This is a genomic window from Allorhizobium sp. NPDC080224, from assembly GCF_050281005.1.
GTDB lineage: Bacteria > Pseudomonadota > Alphaproteobacteria > Rhizobiales > Rhizobiaceae > Allorhizobium.
This window is the reverse complement of the sequence record NZ_JBNNWJ010000013.1, coordinates 1-14,173: the sequence shown is the minus strand read 5'-3', so window position 1 is coordinate 14,173 and position 14,173 is coordinate 1. Positions and strand designations below refer to the sequence as shown.

General features: G+C 60.1%; 18 protein-coding genes and 1 tRNA gene. 5 read left to right on the top strand and 14 right to left on the bottom strand.

Annotated features, from left to right (window positions below):
* Positions 1–287 precede the first annotated feature (287 nt).
* Both ACQKP1_RS25635 and ACQKP1_RS25630 read right to left on the bottom strand, forming a co-directional pair.
* The gene (locus ACQKP1_RS25635) at positions 288–1,016 is read right to left on the bottom strand and encodes a DUF4214 domain-containing protein (RefSeq protein WP_427277484.1); all 729 of its coding nucleotides are present in this window, start codon (positions 1,014–1,016) and stop codon (positions 288–290) included.
* A gap of 141 nt (positions 1,017–1,157) precedes the next feature.
* Positions 1,158–1,706 (bottom strand): recombinase family protein, encoded by a 549-nt coding sequence (locus tag ACQKP1_RS25630; RefSeq protein ID WP_427277483.1) that lies wholly within the window; start codon positions 1,704–1,706, stop codon positions 1,158–1,160.
* A gap of 158 nt (positions 1,707–1,864) precedes the next feature.
* On the opposite strand from ACQKP1_RS25630, the gene nadE reads away from it, so the two are divergent.
* Positions 1,865–2,686, top strand: coding sequence for an ammonia-dependent NAD(+) synthetase (gene nadE / locus ACQKP1_RS25625; RefSeq protein WP_427277482.1), 822 nt, complete (start codon positions 1,865–1,867; stop codon positions 2,684–2,686).
* Here nadE and ACQKP1_RS25620 read toward each other — a convergent pair.
* On the bottom strand, positions 2,670–3,077 hold the full coding sequence (locus ACQKP1_RS25620; RefSeq protein ID WP_427277481.1) for a MerR family transcriptional regulator: 408 nt from the start codon (positions 3,075–3,077) through the stop codon (positions 2,670–2,672). The genes nadE and ACQKP1_RS25620 overlap by 17 nt on opposite strands.
* Before the next feature lie 70 nt (positions 3,078–3,147).
* Between ACQKP1_RS25620 and ACQKP1_RS25615 the strand changes: the two genes are divergently transcribed.
* Positions 3,148–3,939 carry a cation transporter gene (locus tag ACQKP1_RS25615; protein ID WP_427277480.1) on the top strand — a complete coding sequence of 264 codons (792 nt, stop codon included), beginning with the start codon at positions 3,148–3,150 and terminating at the stop codon, positions 3,937–3,939.
* Positions 3,936–4,406, top strand: a complete 471-nt coding sequence (lspA, locus tag ACQKP1_RS25610; protein ID WP_427277479.1) for a signal peptidase II — start codon at positions 3,936–3,938, stop codon at positions 4,404–4,406. Before ACQKP1_RS25615 ends, lspA begins: the two co-directional genes overlap by 4 nt.
* On the opposite strand, the gene ACQKP1_RS25605 is transcribed toward lspA, so the two are convergent.
* Together ACQKP1_RS25605 and ACQKP1_RS25600 are read right to left on the bottom strand one after the other, a co-directional pair.
* The gene (locus ACQKP1_RS25605; protein ID WP_427277478.1) at positions 4,403–5,476 is read right to left on the bottom strand and encodes a hypothetical protein; all 1,074 of its coding nucleotides are present in this window, start codon (positions 5,474–5,476) and stop codon (positions 4,403–4,405) included. The genes lspA and ACQKP1_RS25605 overlap by 4 nt on opposite strands.
* A gap of 83 nt (positions 5,477–5,559) precedes the next feature.
* Entirely contained in the window at positions 5,560–5,763 is a 204-nt protein-coding gene (locus ACQKP1_RS25600; RefSeq protein ID WP_427277477.1) for a hypothetical protein, read from the bottom strand.
* A 161-nt stretch (positions 5,764–5,924) separates the two neighbouring features.
* Here ACQKP1_RS25600 and ACQKP1_RS25595 point away from each other — a divergent pair, with 161 nt between their 5' ends.
* Entirely contained in the window at positions 5,925–6,410 is a 486-nt protein-coding gene (locus ACQKP1_RS25595) for a thermonuclease family protein (protein ID WP_427277476.1), read from the top strand.
* A gap of 6 nt (positions 6,411–6,416) precedes the next feature.
* Here the strand turns inward: ACQKP1_RS25595 and ACQKP1_RS25590 are convergent, their stop codons facing one another.
* The 8 genes from ACQKP1_RS25590 to ACQKP1_RS25555 all read right to left on the bottom strand — a co-directional run bounded on the left by ACQKP1_RS25590 (position 6,417) and on the right by ACQKP1_RS25555 (position 12,956).
* Positions 6,417–7,379 carry an XcyI family restriction endonuclease gene (locus tag ACQKP1_RS25590; protein WP_427277475.1) on the bottom strand — a complete coding sequence of 321 codons (963 nt, stop codon included), beginning with the start codon at positions 7,377–7,379 and terminating at the stop codon, positions 6,417–6,419.
* Positions 7,376–8,236, bottom strand: coding sequence for a DNA-methyltransferase (locus ACQKP1_RS25585; protein ID WP_427277474.1), 861 nt, complete (start codon positions 8,234–8,236; stop codon positions 7,376–7,378). The genes ACQKP1_RS25590 and ACQKP1_RS25585 overlap by 4 nt, the downstream gene beginning before the upstream one ends.
* Positions 8,237–8,575: 339 nt before the next feature.
* Positions 8,576–8,773, bottom strand: a complete 198-nt coding sequence (locus ACQKP1_RS25580) for a type II toxin-antitoxin system RelE/ParE family toxin (protein WP_427277473.1) — start codon at positions 8,771–8,773, stop codon at positions 8,576–8,578.
* 106 nt (positions 8,774–8,879) lie between these two features.
* On the bottom strand, positions 8,880–9,131 hold the full coding sequence (locus ACQKP1_RS25575) for a type II toxin-antitoxin system ParD family antitoxin (protein WP_427277472.1): 252 nt from the start codon (positions 9,129–9,131) through the stop codon (positions 8,880–8,882).
* Between the two features lie 215 nt (positions 9,132–9,346).
* Positions 9,347–9,568, bottom strand: coding sequence for a hypothetical protein (locus tag ACQKP1_RS25570; RefSeq protein WP_427277471.1), 222 nt, complete (start codon positions 9,566–9,568; stop codon positions 9,347–9,349).
* A complete protein-coding gene (locus ACQKP1_RS25565) occupies positions 9,565–11,709 on the bottom strand; it encodes a methyl-accepting chemotaxis protein (RefSeq protein ID WP_427277470.1) in 2,145 nt (714 codons plus the stop codon). The genes ACQKP1_RS25570 and ACQKP1_RS25565 overlap by 4 nt, the downstream gene beginning before the upstream one ends.
* A 420-nt stretch (positions 11,710–12,129) precedes the next feature.
* A complete protein-coding gene (locus ACQKP1_RS25560) occupies positions 12,130–12,387 on the bottom strand; it encodes a hypothetical protein (RefSeq protein WP_427277469.1) in 258 nt (85 codons plus the stop codon).
* 77 nt (positions 12,388–12,464) lie between these two features.
* On the bottom strand, positions 12,465–12,956 hold the full coding sequence (locus tag ACQKP1_RS25555; RefSeq protein WP_427277468.1) for a hypothetical protein: 492 nt from the start codon (positions 12,954–12,956) through the stop codon (positions 12,465–12,467).
* A 149-nt stretch (positions 12,957–13,105) separates the two neighbouring features.
* Here ACQKP1_RS25555 and ACQKP1_RS25550 point away from each other — a divergent pair, with 149 nt between their 5' ends.
* A complete protein-coding gene (locus ACQKP1_RS25550; RefSeq protein ID WP_427277467.1) occupies positions 13,106–13,540 on the top strand; it encodes a hypothetical protein in 435 nt (144 codons plus the stop codon).
* A 100-nt stretch (positions 13,541–13,640) separates the two neighbouring features.
* Here ACQKP1_RS25550 and ACQKP1_RS25545 read toward each other — a convergent pair.
* Positions 13,641–13,715 (bottom strand) — tRNA-OTHER (locus ACQKP1_RS25545).
* Between the last annotated feature and the right edge of the window lie 458 nt (positions 13,716–14,173).

The following is a 14,173-nucleotide window of genomic DNA, read 5'->3' as shown; positions in this document are numbered from 1 at the left end:
CTCGCTTCGTCTCTGGCTTGGTCGGTCAGGGCCTTGAGGGCGCTCCACGTCATTTGGGTTTCGGTCGTGCCTGCGGCTGAGCGCTCCTGCGCGTGAGAGAGGCTCGTGCCTACGAGAAAAGCTAAAGCGAATGCAATCTGTGTTTTCATAAGTTCTTATATATCACGCAACAAAAGTGATGGCTGACAGGGAAGGGCATTCGCAAGCGGGTCTGTGATGTTCTGGTCACAAGAAGAGCGGCCCTCGAAAGGGCCGCTCCATGTCGATAGCCGTACGGCAGTGGGGATTTAGGCGGCGAAGTTCTGAAGCCAGCCTGACGGGTTCATTTGCCCGATCAGGGCCACGTTCTCGTCAGAGAGAGCGAAGCTCGCCAAAACGTCACCGCGATCGAGGGCACCCGCCTCAAGCTGCGATGTCCAATGCTGGACACCGCCAGCCTCGCCTTCCCGGTCCAATACATTCTGGTACAGGGTTTCGACGAAGTCCTGGTTGCTGAGCCCACCGAAGGCCGTCTGACCTTCGGCCGAGCCGATGAAGTCCCGTGCCATCTGCTGTGCAGGTTTGGCACTCGTCATCCAGTACTCCATGCCTCCGGAATCCGGGCGGCGATCGAAGGCAGCCTCATAGAGGGCTGCCGCCGTGAGTCCTTCAGCTGTCTGCAGGTTGAACATGGCAGAGCCGTCGAGAAATTTGACGATCTCGATACCCCATGCCTCGATGGCAGGGACACCTGTTCCCGCCACGTCAATCCGGACGATTCCTTCGGGATAACCCCAAGCCTGGAGTTCGAAGGTGCCAGCTTCGACCTGGAGAGTGTCGATGCCAGCGGCACCAACAAACTCGGTCTTTCCGCCCGTCACACCGGCAACGACAGTATCGTTGCCGTTCTCGCCGTAGGCGAGGACATTGCCGAGACTGGTGATAACGTCATTGCCGTCGTTACCGACGACAATAGCGTCCCGCGCTTCGATCCGGTCGGAACCTCGGGTACCAAAGATTTCCTGCGAATAGGTCATGTCAGATGCTCCATGGACGCCGTGCGTGAATTGCCACGCACTGCGTAAACGTCCAAAGGCTCATGCGATCCGGTGCTAACGGCCCAACTGACAGGATGAAATTTGCGACCAGTTCCAGCACAGCGTTATAACGCTGTAACGCTACAGATCTTTCAGCCGCGATATCGTGCTGCCGCTGACATTGTACGACCTCGCAATCTCCCGCACGGCTTCACCCGCCGCCTTTCGCTGCAAGGCCTCCTGGCGTTGGAAAGGGGTCAGCTTCGGCTTAGGCCCAAACGCCTGGCCGCGTTCTTTGGCCCGCTTGCGGCCTTCGCTGGTACGGCTCTTGATAAGCTCGCGCTCAAACTCCGCCAAACCACCCAGAACGGTCAGCATGAGCCGCCCGTGGGGGGTGGTGGTGTCGGCCCAAGTATCGGAGAGGGAACGGAACGCCACGCCACGCTCGGCAAAGGTCCCGAGGATGTTCAAGAGGTCGCGGGTCGATCGAGCTAGGCGGTCGAGCCGTGTCACCACAACGGTGTCACCGTCCTGCGCTGCCTGCATCAGCCGGGCGAGCTGCGCCCGGTCACTCTTCGCCCCGCTCGCGGTTTCCGCGAAGATCTTTTCCGCTCCAGTCGCATTTAACGCCTCAAGCTGGGCATCCAGTGTTTGTCCGTCTGTCGATACTCGCGCATACCCGTAAATCATGCACTCATTGTGCAACGGACTTATGCAACGCGCAACAGCTTGATTTCAGGGGAGGCGAGGATTGTTGCATAAATCCTAAGTTCTGCATCAAATGCCATTCAGGTCAGGAACTTTTTCGCCAGACCTTGTATTACTTGTTGCAAAAAGAAGGATTTCTCATGGGCGACGAACAGGCTGATATCATCCGCACGCTGGGCGTGCCCGCTTCCTTCGACGCGGCCTTTGAGACCGAACGCCGCATCACCTTCCTGGCCGACTACCTGCGCGCCTCCGCGATGCGCGCCTATGTCCTCGGCATCAGTGGCGGGGTTGATAGTCTTACTGCCGCCCTGCTCGCCCAGCGGGCGGTCGAGCGCCTGCGCGACCATGGCCATGAGGCCACGTTCATCGCCGTGCGCCTGCCTTACGGAGTGCAGGCGGATGAAGCCGATGCGCAGAAGGCGCTGGCGGTCATCCGCCCCGACCGCACCGTGACCGTCAACATCAAACCGGCCGCCGACGCCATGCTGGCGGAGGTGCGCCGCGAAGTGGGCGACCTGTTCGACCAGGCGCGGCTGGATTTCCACCACGGCAACATCAAGGCCCGCGAACGCATGATTGCGCAGTACGCCCTGGCGGGCGGCGCGCGCGGCCTGGTGATTGGCACCGACCACGCGGCTGAGGCGCTGATGGGCTTCTTCACAAAGTTCGGCGACGGTGCGGCTGATATTCTGCCGCTCTCGGGGCTGACCAAGCGCCGGGTGCGCGCGGTCGCAAGCCACCTCGGCGCGCCGCAGGAGCTGGTCTACAAAGTGCCCACCGCCGACCTCGAATCCGACGCGCCGTTGCGTCCGGACGAGGATGCCTACGGCGTCACCTACGACGAAATTGACGATTTCCTTGAGGGCAAGGCGATTGCGGAGCCGTCGCGCGAACGCATCCTCGCCACCTACCGGGGCAGCGCGCACAAGCGCGCCCTGCCAGTCACGCCGGAAGCGTAGGGGCGGGCTCGCCCAGCACCTCGATGACGCGGCACTCGGCCACGGCACCCTTGCGGCATTCCCCCACCATGCGGCGCAGCTCCTCGCGCAGCGCGGTCAGCCGTACGATCCGGCTTTCCACCGCTTCAAGCTGGGCCTCGGCCATGCGGCTCGCCTCGGCGCAGGAGGCCTCCGGCTGCTCCTGAAGGGCGAGCAGCGCGCGCACCTGGGACAGCTCGAACCCCAGCTCGCGGGCGTGGCGGATGAACCCCAGCCGTTGCGCGTCGGCCGCTGCGTACACCCGGCGCCCGTTGGCCTGCCGCGCTGCGCGCGGCAATACGCCCTCGCGTTCATAGTAGCGGATGGTTTCCAAGTGGACGCCCGAGACCCGGGCCAGTTCGCCGATCTGCATTTTTTGCTTGCTCCTGTAGTCGCTACAGGTTGTAGCATGGCACCATCAATAATGCGAGGAATGACCGAAAATGAGAGCCGCAAGTACCGTCCGCTATCATGTCACCGGTATGGACTGCTCGTCCTGTGCCGCCAAAGTGGAGGGGGCCGCGCGCAAGGTCGAGGGGGTCGCCGACGTCAAGGTGTCCATCGCCTCGCAGATTATGACCCTGGAGGTGGATGACCCGGCGCGGCGCCTGCCTGCGGTCGAAACCTCGGTCACCAGCCTCGGCTACCAGCTCGACCGGCTGCGTGAGGCGGGGGAGGCTGACGGCGACGACGACGACCATATCTCCGACCTGTCGCACGTCACCCCCGCTTACAAGCGCGCGCTGTGGATCGTGGTGCTGCTCAATGCCGGTTACGGCGTGGTCGAAATCGTCGGCAGCTTCCTCGCCGGTTCGCAGGCCCTGCAGGCCGACGCCCTCGACTTCGTCGGCGACGGCATGATTTCGTTCCTCGGCCTGATTGCCGTGGGCTGGGGGCTTGCCGCCCGCGCCAAGGCGGCGCTGCTGCAGGGCATATTCCTCGCGCTGCTCGGCTTCGGCGTCATCGGGTCGACCCTTTACCGCATCTTCGTCGAGCATGAGCCGCAGACGATGCTCATGGCGGGCTTTGCGGCGGTCGCCTGTGTCGTCAACATCCTCGCCGCCGTGGTGCTGATTCCGCACCGCAAGGGCGACGCCAACGTGCGCGCGGTGTGGCTGTTCTCGCGCAACGACGCCATCGGCAACCTGGCCGTGGTCGCAGCGGCGGGCGTGGTCTGGTGGGTGCAGTCGCCGTGGCCCGACCTCACCCAGGCCACCGGAACGCGGCGCGCTTGAGGGGCGGTCTGTGCGCGCTCCTCGTTCTGGCGGGCGCGGCGGTTGATCTCGCCACCAAGGCGTGGGCGCGGGCCAGCCTCGAACCCTATGGCCCCGCCACCGACTTCCTGCCGTTCATCTCGCTGCGCTTGAGCTTTAACAAAGGCGTGTCGTTCAGCCTGCTGTCGTTCGACCACGACGGCGGCAAGCTGGCCCTGCTGGTGTTCACGGGCCTGCTGACCCTCGGCCTCGCGGTGTGGGCCTACCGGGCGCGAGGCCACGAGCGCCTCTCGCTCTCGGTGATACTGGCAGGTGCGTTGGCCAATTTCCTTGACCGCGCGAGCAGGGGCGTGGTGACGGATTTCCTCGATCTGCATTGGGGAGATTGGCACCCCTTCATCTTCAATCTCGCTGACGTCTGGATCAGCATCGGCGTGGTACTTCTCCTGTCTCGGTCTTTCACCAGAACGACCGGGCGGCCCGCCTAGTCGCCCTTGGCGGCCGACGCTGCTTCCGGCTTGCGCTCGGCCGGGGGCGTCCAGGGCTTGCCCGCGTAGGGGTCGGCCATCGCCGCCTCGGGGCGGCTGATGGGATACTTAATGCTCGATACCTTCTGCGCCAGCTTGTCAGCGCCGTTCTCCTTGAGCAACGCGCGGAACGTCGGGTGCATGCCGCCGTCAGCGTAGGCGGTCACCAGCGACGGCCGGTCCTTCGCCAACAGGCTCGTGAGTTTCTGGTTTTCGGCCTGGAGCCTGGCGGTCAGCGCAGGGTCGCTATCCTCACTGCGCGGCGGGCAGGCGGCGAGGGGGTTGGTGGGGTCTTTCTCGAACGTGGCGTTGAACACGTAACGGCGCCCGCAGGCGCTGACCTTGGGCTGGCGTTTGGCCAACTCAAACGCGTCGTAACCTTCCTTGAGGTTCTGCCAGAACGGGAAATTCGCGTCGTCGCGGTGGCCTGCCATGTTCTCGGCGGTCATGCGGAACGGGTAGGCCTGCACCTGAAACCGCTCCTGCCCGCCTGCCAGCGCCTTCTGCACCAGCGCGTAGATTTCCCCGACGCCCTGGTCGGTGACCGCGTAGCAGCCGGACGACGAGCAGGCGCCGTGCACCATCAGCGCCTCGCCGGTGTAACCGAGCGCGCTTTCAAGACGGTTGGGATAACCCAGATTGAACGACAGGTAGAACTGCGACTTCGGGTTCAGCATGCCGGTCGAGACGTGATAGAAGCCCTCCGGCGCCTGGCGGTCGCCGGTCCGGGTCTTCGGCCCGAGTTTGCCGGACCAGCGGCACATCGGGTAGACCTTAAGCAGGGCGTAGCGGCCGCTTTTGTCCTGCTTCCACACCTCAAGCTCGCTTTCCTGCTTGAAGATGCGCACCAGCACCGGGCTTTCAGTGGTCATGCCCTTCTTCGCAATCTCGCCGAGGAGCTTTGCCGGGATCTGCGGCGAGGCCTCGCCCAGGTCGTCAAGGCTCATCACCTGCGTGCAGCCGCTAAGCGCGGCCACCACGGCAACCGAGAGGGCAAGAGGCCGAAGCCAGCGGGGCAGGGCGTTGGTCATGGAATCCATGCGTCGTTATAGGTGACGCCTTCATACATGCTGTAGGTACTACAGGAGCAACCCCTAATCTTGCTCCCTGCTTCTTAGTGGCCTGCGTCCTGAGCGGCCATGTCAATCCACTGGCCGATGTTCTGGTAGCCGTTCTGGCTCCAATCATATTCACGGGTGACTTCGGAGAGGCGGATAGGGGAGTTATGAACGGGCGGAGCGCGGAAGTATCCGGGGAGGTCAACCGGTTGAGTGTAGTCCTTATACCATTCCCAGCCGTAGACACCGTCTTGAGACACGCGTTCGCATAGGTAGTAGTTGCCGTTCTCGGCTTAGCGTAGGATTTCGCCCCCTCCCGCAAACGACCCCTTCTCAAGCTCCGGTATCACATGCAACCTCTGGGCTAGCAGGCCGTAATAGAATACTGCATATTTTGCTCTGGTTGAGGGCGGGGAAAAGTATGCTGTTTCGTTTTCTGATGCGTTTGATCTTCAGGCCACGCCGCCGGAGACCAACGCGACAAGTACCTGTTGTCATCGTCAATGCACCGGAACCTGTCCACCAGGCGCCGGTCATCCTGCAAGGGCGATGCTGGGTCGTAGATGGTGACACCATCGTAATCGATAAGACTCATATCCGCATTGCCGGGATCGATGCCCCGGAACTCGATCACCCATTCGGCAAACAGTCTAAATGGGCACTGGTGCAGCTCTGCAAGGGGCAGACGGTCACGGCCCATATTCGACCGGAACTCTCCTATGACAGGGTCGTAGCTGAGTGCTATCTCTCCGATGGTCGGGATTTGGCGGCTGAACTTGTGCGGGCTGGTATGGCACTGGACTGGCCAAAGTTTTCGGGCGGCAAATATCGCCACCTGGAGACGGCTGATGCGCGGCGGAAGCTGTGGCGAGCTGACGCCCGGCAAAAGGGAACACTTCGAACCTAATGCACCTCAGGCGGCGGTCGGAATACCAGTCATGGCCACAACCAAGTCCCTGAACTTCTCGTATTCCTCGCCTTCAGCCTGTGCCAGGCTAGAGATACGGAAAAACTGGCTGGTCGATGGGGATTCCTGGGCCGCCATTTCCATGTCGATACGATCGACGTTTACGACGGTCCAACACTCTACATACTTGTTCGCCTTTGCCTTCTGGTGGCTCTTCTCGGCCTCGCCAATGCGGTTGTGGATGTTTGAGAAGTCCTCGCCACCCTTGACCTCGATCGCAACAATGTTGCGGTAGCTCTCAGCGCGCATCTCTTCGCGGATAACTATGTCGGGGTCTGATGCAAACTCAATCAACACCGTGCGCCCTGCCGCATTGCGGACAGTCATACGACGCGGGTCAGCCGTCACGAGGTGATCCTGCACAATATCGCGGATCGCGTTGAAGACCTGGATGATTCCTGCGGTGCCCTTGCGGTTATTGGCGCCGCCGCGCCATTGCGGCCCCAGGGTGAGGATAGTCAGCTCGTTGAGAAGAGACAGCGTGACCGGCTGAGACAGGATGCCGGTCAGGAGCTGCGCCCCTGCTGCACACATTTCTTCGCAGAAGGCGTCCAGCTCATCATTAAGCTCGGCCCTCAGGGCTCCGCGCGTCTCCATGCTCACAAACTTGCCAGCTATCCCGGGAACGTAAAACGCCTTCTGGCTGTAGCCATAAAGAAGGCGGTAGTAGCCCAAAAGCCGAGGGTTGGCCTTCAATACCATGGGCGTGGGGAACATCAGCTCACTGCGCAGTCCAAAGCCTGCCATCAGTTGCAGGCTGTGGGCAGGGACGTACTTCGCCAGCTCGGCATCCAATGCAGCGATATTCAGCGTGCGGATGGTTTCTTTGAGGGCGTCCTGAAGTAGCAGGTTACGCACTTCAGCCAGGTTGGCCGCAAACTCAATTTGCAGGTCGGGTGCCGGAATCATGCTGCCACCCGCACAATCGTCTCTGAGGACGCCTGAAGGCGATCCGCAGCAAGGGCGACATAGTCTGGGTTCAGCTCAATACCGACATAACTCCGGCCGAGCTGTTCCGCAGCCAGGCCCACGGTGCCTGAACCGAAAAAGGGATCTAGGACGAAGTCACCCGGGCGAGTGGATGCCTTTACGCATGGGTCAACGAGTTTCTGCGGGAACGTGGCAAAGTGCGCCCCGGGAAATGGCGTGGTGTTGACGTTCCAGACGGAGCGGAGGTTCCGACCATTCAGCTCTTTCACCGCGTCCCGATCGTAGTAATACTGCTCCTGCTTGGAGAACATGAACAGGTATTCGTGAGAACGCGTCGGACGGTCTTTGACACTTTCCGGCATGGCGTTGGGCTTGTTCCAGATGATATCGGCCCGCAAATACCAACCATCGTCCTGCAAGGCGAAGGCAAGGCGCCACGGTATCCCCATAAGATCCTTTGGCTTCAAGCCTTCGGGCGTGTTCGGCCTCACCGACATTGCCCGGGCAGGATTCTTTTTATCGGGGGCACGCCAGCCACGGTTGCCGCTGGTGAAGCCGTCGCCGATATTCAGCCAGAGCACGCCATCATCCCGCAGCACCCGCCGCGCCTCACGGAAAACGGATACGAGGCTGTTGATGAACTGGGGCAGGGTAGGCTCCAGCCCAATCTGGTCGTCAATGTTGTAATCTCTCAAACCCCAGTAGGGGGGAGAGGTGACAATGCATTGAGCCTGCTGGTCAGGCAGGCGTTGCAGGACGGTCAAAGCGTCCCCCTCGAATATCATGCTGTCGCTGATGCTCAACGGGGGTTGGCGAACGACCTTCGCTGTTTTCATCGGATTCCCAGCCTGGCGATTGTGATTCGGGTGCACAATTCTTGTTGGCAAGCTTGATACATCAGACGAGACAATCCGCAATCTCTGTGTGGCTGTGGCTTTCATAAATGAAGGCTAACACGCCCGGAACATAAGAGGAACGATTCTTGTTAAAAATAGGTTGCAGCCATGCAACCCTCCCTTGCCCGCGCGAGGGGCAACGCCCCCCAGGAATTGCGTGTTGTCTCTTTAGTCTAACGGATGTATTTTCTGATCAGAGTAACGCTCCGGGGTCAGCGCCAAGCGCTGGCCGCAATGGATTAAGGCCCCTCACGGGGCCTTTTCCATGTAAAACTACTATCACCCAAAATCCTGCGGCTTAATGTCTTGCGCGCCGTGCATGACGCGGAGCACCACCACGCGGTCGTGATACGAGCGGTAATAAATGCAGCGCTGGCGATAGGGGAAGCCGCGCAAGCCGTCCAGGATGTGGTCACGCGGCGAACCGGTAAAATCGGTTTCGGCGATCCAGGCAATCTTGGCAGTGAGGTCGGCCAAGAACTACTGCGCGTAATGAGGGCTGCTCTCGGCAATATAGCGCCGAATCCCCCGCAGGTCTTGGACAGCGAGGGGGGCGATGATGAGGCGTTTCGGGTTGATGGTCTTAGCCTTCGTTCATGACGTCTTTGAGGAGATCCGCGCCATTCGCGTACTCCTTACCAAGGCCTGCCTCAATCTCAGCATCGGCAGCCATGACGTCATGGCGAAGGGCCTGCATCTTGATTTCATAGTCGGCGAGCATGCGGATACCGGCGCGCACGGCCTCGGTTTCCGTACCAAAACGGCCATTCTTGACGAGGTCCGAGAGAATCCCGTCGTAATTGTCTCCCAATGAAAACGTCTTTGCTCGCGCCATGTACTCAGCTCCTTTGTCCCATCTTATGCACAAACCCAATACTTTTACAATACTTTTGCTGACATCCCTCTTTCAATGCAGGTTGCAGCCATGCAACCCTGCCTGACCGGCGAGGTCTGGGGGTAGCAAGGGCAAGGGTATCAGGCGGCGGGCGCACAAGCGCAGCGCGGAGCCTCGGGAGACCGCCCCCTTTCCCGCGCGAGGGGCAACGCCCCTTAGTCTTTCCTCTGCCCCCTGAGATCGCTCCTTAGCTCGACGAAGTCGGACTCCAGCTTGGAAAGTCGTGCGTCGAGGTCGGTGAACATGCTGTGGATGCTCCCATAGCATTCAAGCATTTTGCCGTTCAGATCACGCATCTGCATCATGTAGAGTTGGATGTTCTCTAGACTGTTCGCTTGCAACTTGATGATATCGATTGGATCTTGCGGCGGCTTCATGCGGATTTCTTCGCCTTTAACCCAACGGTTTCAAGCGTCTTATTTAGCTCCTGCTGGGCACGCCCGAACTGATCTTCCATTGTGCGAACGGCATCCAGCATCTCGTTGACCGAGTTTCCGGTGTCATGGGCTGCCTCTTCGATGCCGGACATGTTTTGGTCAACCTGTTGAACCTCGTTCACAGTTTCGCTGACGCGCTGGCTGATTTCCCCGGTTGCAACACTCTGCTGATTGACAGCGGCAGATACAGCTGTTGCGTTCTCGCGCACGCCCCCTACCGCATCTCTGATCCGCGTCAATACATCGGCAGCTTCGGTGCTCGTGGTTTTCACTGAGTTCACCTGGGCCGTGATATCCTCGGTGGCGGTAATGGTATTTTCAGCCAGTTTACGCACCTCGTCGGCTACCACGGCAAAACCGCGACCCGCGTCACCGGCGCGAGCTGCCTCAATGGCGGCGTTCAGCGCTAAGAGGTTAGTGCGGTCAGCAATATCCGTGATGATGTTCAGGACTTCAGCAATCTTTGTCGCGGATTCCTCAAGCCGACTGACGACACCCGCAGCAGCCTCTGCCTCGCGCTGAGCCTCGAAGATCTTGTGATCGGTGGCAGCCATGTTCTGGTTGATCTCGGTGATTGAGGCATCCATCTCCTCAACTGCCGCTGCCACGGACGAGGAACTTTCTGCTGCCCGTCGGGAGCTTTTCTTCACCACGACCGACTGATGGCTGGTTTCCTCAGCTGCCGCCACAACACCATCAATTGCGGTACGGATTGAGGAGACCTGCTTGCGGATACTTGCGGTCATAGAGTCCATTGCATCAGCAATTTGCTGGATCGGTTGCATCACCTGGCGCGTGCTGAACCACACCATGGCGAATATGCTGATGATACTCACGACTACCACAATGCCGCTGATCATCATCTGCCGATAGAGATCTGCGAGCAGCTCGTCTTCACTGATACGCACACTGACAAGCCAGGGCAGCCGCTCGCTAACGGAGAGCTTGGAGGAATCCGCCTTATGACTTGACTCATAGGGAACATGCACCGGTCCGATTGCCGATAGCGCCGGGCGGCCATTGGACCCCGTGAAGTACAAAATGGACGGGGTAACATTGCCCAAAAGTGCATCAAGCTTGGCGATGATATCTGCTGGCCCCTTATCCCCTGGCTTCACAGCAAGGCGGAAAGGCTGAGTAACAAACGAACCCTCGTTATTCATGATATAGGCGTCCGATGTCTCACCAACGATGGTTGCCGTTTTCATCGTGCTGGCAATCACATCAAGCGGCACTTGAATAACCAGCGCCCCGATCATCTCCCCATTGTCGAATATGCCACTGGCAATGAACCCAGCCTTAGCGTTGTAGCTCGGCATATATTTCGCAAAATCAGAGAGATAGGACATGTCCTCCTTGCCCTCACTGAACACTTTGTTGGCCACCTTTGCCAGTTGGGTCTCAGCTATCGGACCAGACTTCACGCTGCGCATGAAGTCCACTTCCTTGAACATGGAATACACGATCCGCCCGCTGGCCTTGTCTACCAGGAAGACATCGTACAGACCGAATTCCTCGACGATATCCTTGAAGTATTCGTGATATTTGGCGTGGGAAGCGCTATAGGCCGAACCGTCCATCGGATTGGTCAGGTTCTGCTTCTCCCCGATCGGGTTGGTGTTCTGTCCGATATAGAGGCCCTGCAAGGCGCGCTCTTTAGCCTCAGTAGGTATCCACCGTTCGGCATCACCAGCGGCTGCTCCGTCGGTTTTCTCCTCTTGATAACGGTAGCGCTCCTGCAATTTGGCGGCATCGTAGGGTGACGCTTGGGGATCAAAAATCTCAACAGCCTGCGTAAAGTCTTTTAAGGCGCTGACAACATTGGGGGTCATCGCAAGACTACGCGTTTGCGCATGCAACGTGCTGAAATACATGTCCACCGACGATACGAATCCGCCTTGTATGGACATCAAAGCCGACTTGCCCTTGGCCTCAAGGGAGCGTGACGTTTGTAGAACGCTTATCCCCGCAACAGTCAGCATGGGCAGCAGGCCCATAGCGAACAGAAAGACAAACAGCTTTTGCTTAAGAGTCATTTTTTTTCTTCTTTTTACGAGAGTAGAAAAAACGAAACGCAGCATTTCCGCAATTGTCTTATGTAAGTTTATGCCTTCATTGGTTGCACCAAGGTAACAGCGCCCTCGGGCGCTTTATTGAAAAGCAGGGGCAGGAACCCTCATGCAACCCTGCCTGACCGGCGAGGTCTGGGGGTAGCAAGGGCAAGGGTGTCAGGCGGCGGGCGCACAAGCGCAGCGCGGAGCCTCGGGAGACCGCCCCCTTGCCCGCGCGAGGGGCCACGCCCCTGAGCTATCAAAGCTCGCTCCCCGTTCCAGATATGCAATAAGGCAGGTAAGACATCCGATCTTTTGCAGCGGGCCACTTGGACGCATGCTGAGATCCGTTGAGAGCAGGGTGTTGCCTAGTGTCGAGCCACCTTGGTGGGCACCGATACTCACTCAGATGCGAGACCGACTGCCCCCGGCCTGGTCAAGGCGCTGCCCTCAATGCAGAGTCTCACCGTTCAAGTCATAGAACCGGCCCAGGCTGCGGAGGTGGGCCACTATTTCAAGCAGGAGGTGGTCGCGGGCGCCGTATCGATCGCAGATTGCCTGAACCTCGCCCGCGATGCGGTCAACGTCATCCTCGGGAGCATCGATCTCCGCGAAGACATACATATCGTGACCAACGGCAGTGATAGGGCATCCGGTGGCAATAATCTCCTCAATGAAATCGGGAATCTGGTCTTTGCGCATTCTCATGGGCAGTTCCTTTCGACAGGAAATGGACAGCGGTATGGCAGAGCTGGCCAATTCCGTGAATCCTGCAAATTAGGGGGTTAGAGGCCGAGCGAGCGTAAGCTGAAGCGACCGTAGGCGCCGAGAAACCCTTCTGCCATATCCACCTTCAACGCGTCGGCAATCGGGATGGCCATGACCCTGGCACGTCCACGCGGCTCGATCGGGCGCCCGATCAGCGCGCGCAGGGGCACCCAGTAGAAGTGCCCCGGCTCATAGAGATCGAGGCAGGCAAAGTTCACGGTCATATGGAAAAAGGCCTCGAAACAGGCGAGCTTGTCCACCTCGCCTACCTCAAACAGCAAGCGCTCATCGTAGGTGGACTTCGCCTTGACGTCGAAGGCCATCATACCTGCATGGGGAATGCCGACCAGGTAATCCGGTCGCTTGATCTTCCCCCGGAGGCGGTCGGGCACGTTCAGGGGTGACTGCTCGACGTAGAGGAAGGCAACCCCGGACTGGTTGAGCCAGGCGCGGAATGAGGCTTCAGCCTCTTCGCCCTTGGCTTTCAACGTGGCCGGTAATCGGAACATGCCGGAAGGGTGCGCCCAGCGCTGCACCCTGACAAGCAGGCGCCGACGCTTCGCGGCTGTGACTGTGGCCCGAGTGCATATTGACCTGGCGGCGCATGAGAACATAATGGGAACAAAATCCTGTCTCAGAGCCAAAAAGGCCACCCCCTATGCACAAAGATCCGCTCCAGGCGCTCCAGCTTCATGTCGGCATCAGCCTCGGTTGCCTGCGCAAAACGACGGTGCGCGGCTTTGCAGGCTGCGGCCAAAGCCGTCGCCGGGATGTTCACCTCATCCCGCAGATGGCTGAGACGATCGCACGGGACATCACCGTGACGCTCGTGTTCAGCCGTGACGGCGCTCAGGTCATCCGCAGCCGCATCGCGCACCACATCGGTAAGGTGCTGACGGAGGTGCCGGATGCCATGGCCCGGGCATGGGCGGCGGTCGATGCCACGGCCCGCGATAACGCCCGCGACGCCATTACCGCCCGCATCGTGCAGCGGCTCAGTGAGCGCTATGCGGTCACTGTCCAGGCGCGGCCCGTGATTGTCCCGTCGGCAGGCGTCTGGTGCGGGCTCAGGGAAGCCCAAGAGGAAATATAATCATCCTACCCATCCGTGGGCGGGGTACTACTAAATCAAGCACCCTCTTTACGCCTCGGTGCGTCGGGTATCATGGCAAGACCGGCGGGCAGCCATGATGTGGAGCGCCAGACGGGATTCGAACCCGCATCCGCCGGGTAGGAATCCGGTCGCTCTACCGTTGAGCTACTGACGCAGGGCCAGGCGCAACCCGACGCCAACCGACGGGGTCAAGAGGTGCTTTCCTCCAAAGGGTGGGGGTGGTAGGATGAAGACCGGGTAGGAATCCGGTCAAACGCATCGCTTGCGCGATGCGTTTTTTTGTTTCTGCCGCTCGCCACGCGATCCGTAGGCGGAGGGGCGGGAGCCCCAACCGCCTGCGGCGTGCAGGCTGGGAGGTCGGAGAGGAGGGTGCGGAGCGCGCACCACTCGGAGCACCCGGAACGGAGGCCCTAAGCCTGCACGGGCTGGGTTCGGGAGTGCCTAGCTCCCGTTGGCCTGGCGCATGGCAGGCCACAGGGAGGGTTCGGGAGGGACCCCCGCCCGATCGCCGGCAGGTGTGGTGCCGGCGACACCTGGGCGCCAAAGGCAGCCCTGTCACTACCGTGGCGTCACGGTAGTGACAGGGCGTACCCAACGTGACCGGGACTGTAT

Bases quoted from the DNA above. Each gene is read 5' to 3' on its own strand.
- ACQKP1_RS25565 (WP_427277470.1), bottom strand. From the start codon at position 11,709: ATGCTGCGTTTCGTTTTTTCTACTCTCGTAAAAAGAAGAAAAAAAATG.
- ACQKP1_RS25550 (WP_427277467.1), top strand. From the start codon at position 13,106: ATGCACAAAGATCCGCTCCAGGCGCTCCAGCTTCATGTCGGCATCAGC.
- ACQKP1_RS25555 (WP_427277468.1), bottom strand. From the start codon at position 12,956: ATGTTCCGATTACCGGCCACGTTGAAAGCCAAGGGCGAAGAGGCTGAA.
- ACQKP1_RS25605 (WP_427277478.1), bottom strand. From the start codon at position 5,476: ATGACCAACGCCCTGCCCCGCTGGCTTCGGCCTCTTGCCCTCTCGGTT.
- ACQKP1_RS25575 (WP_427277472.1), bottom strand. From the start codon at position 9,131: ATGGCGCGAGCAAAGACGTTTTCATTGGGAGACAATTACGACGGGATT.
- ACQKP1_RS25560 (WP_427277469.1), bottom strand. From the start codon at position 12,387: ATGAGAATGCGCAAAGACCAGATTCCCGATTTCATTGAGGAGATTATT.
- ACQKP1_RS25585 (WP_427277474.1), bottom strand. From the start codon at position 8,236: ATGAAAACAGCGAAGGTCGTTCGCCAACCCCCGTTGAGCATCAGCGAC.
- ACQKP1_RS25615 (WP_427277480.1), top strand. From the start codon at position 3,148: ATGAGAGCCGCAAGTACCGTCCGCTATCATGTCACCGGTATGGACTGC.
- ACQKP1_RS25590 (WP_427277475.1), bottom strand. From the start codon at position 7,379: ATGATTCCGGCACCCGACCTGCAAATTGAGTTTGCGGCCAACCTGGCT.
- nadE (WP_427277482.1), top strand. From the start codon at position 1,865: ATGGGCGACGAACAGGCTGATATCATCCGCACGCTGGGCGTGCCCGCT.
- ACQKP1_RS25570 (WP_427277471.1), bottom strand. From the start codon at position 9,568: ATGAAGCCGCCGCAAGATCCAATCGATATCATCAAGTTGCAAGCGAAC.
- ACQKP1_RS25595 (WP_427277476.1), top strand. From the start codon at position 5,925: ATGCTGTTTCGTTTTCTGATGCGTTTGATCTTCAGGCCACGCCGCCGG.
- ACQKP1_RS25620 (WP_427277481.1), bottom strand. From the start codon at position 3,077: ATGCAGATCGGCGAACTGGCCCGGGTCTCGGGCGTCCACTTGGAAACC.
- ACQKP1_RS25630 (WP_427277483.1), bottom strand. From the start codon at position 1,706: ATGATTTACGGGTATGCGCGAGTATCGACAGACGGACAAACACTGGAT.
- ACQKP1_RS25635 (WP_427277484.1), bottom strand. From the start codon at position 1,016: ATGACCTATTCGCAGGAAATCTTTGGTACCCGAGGTTCCGACCGGATC.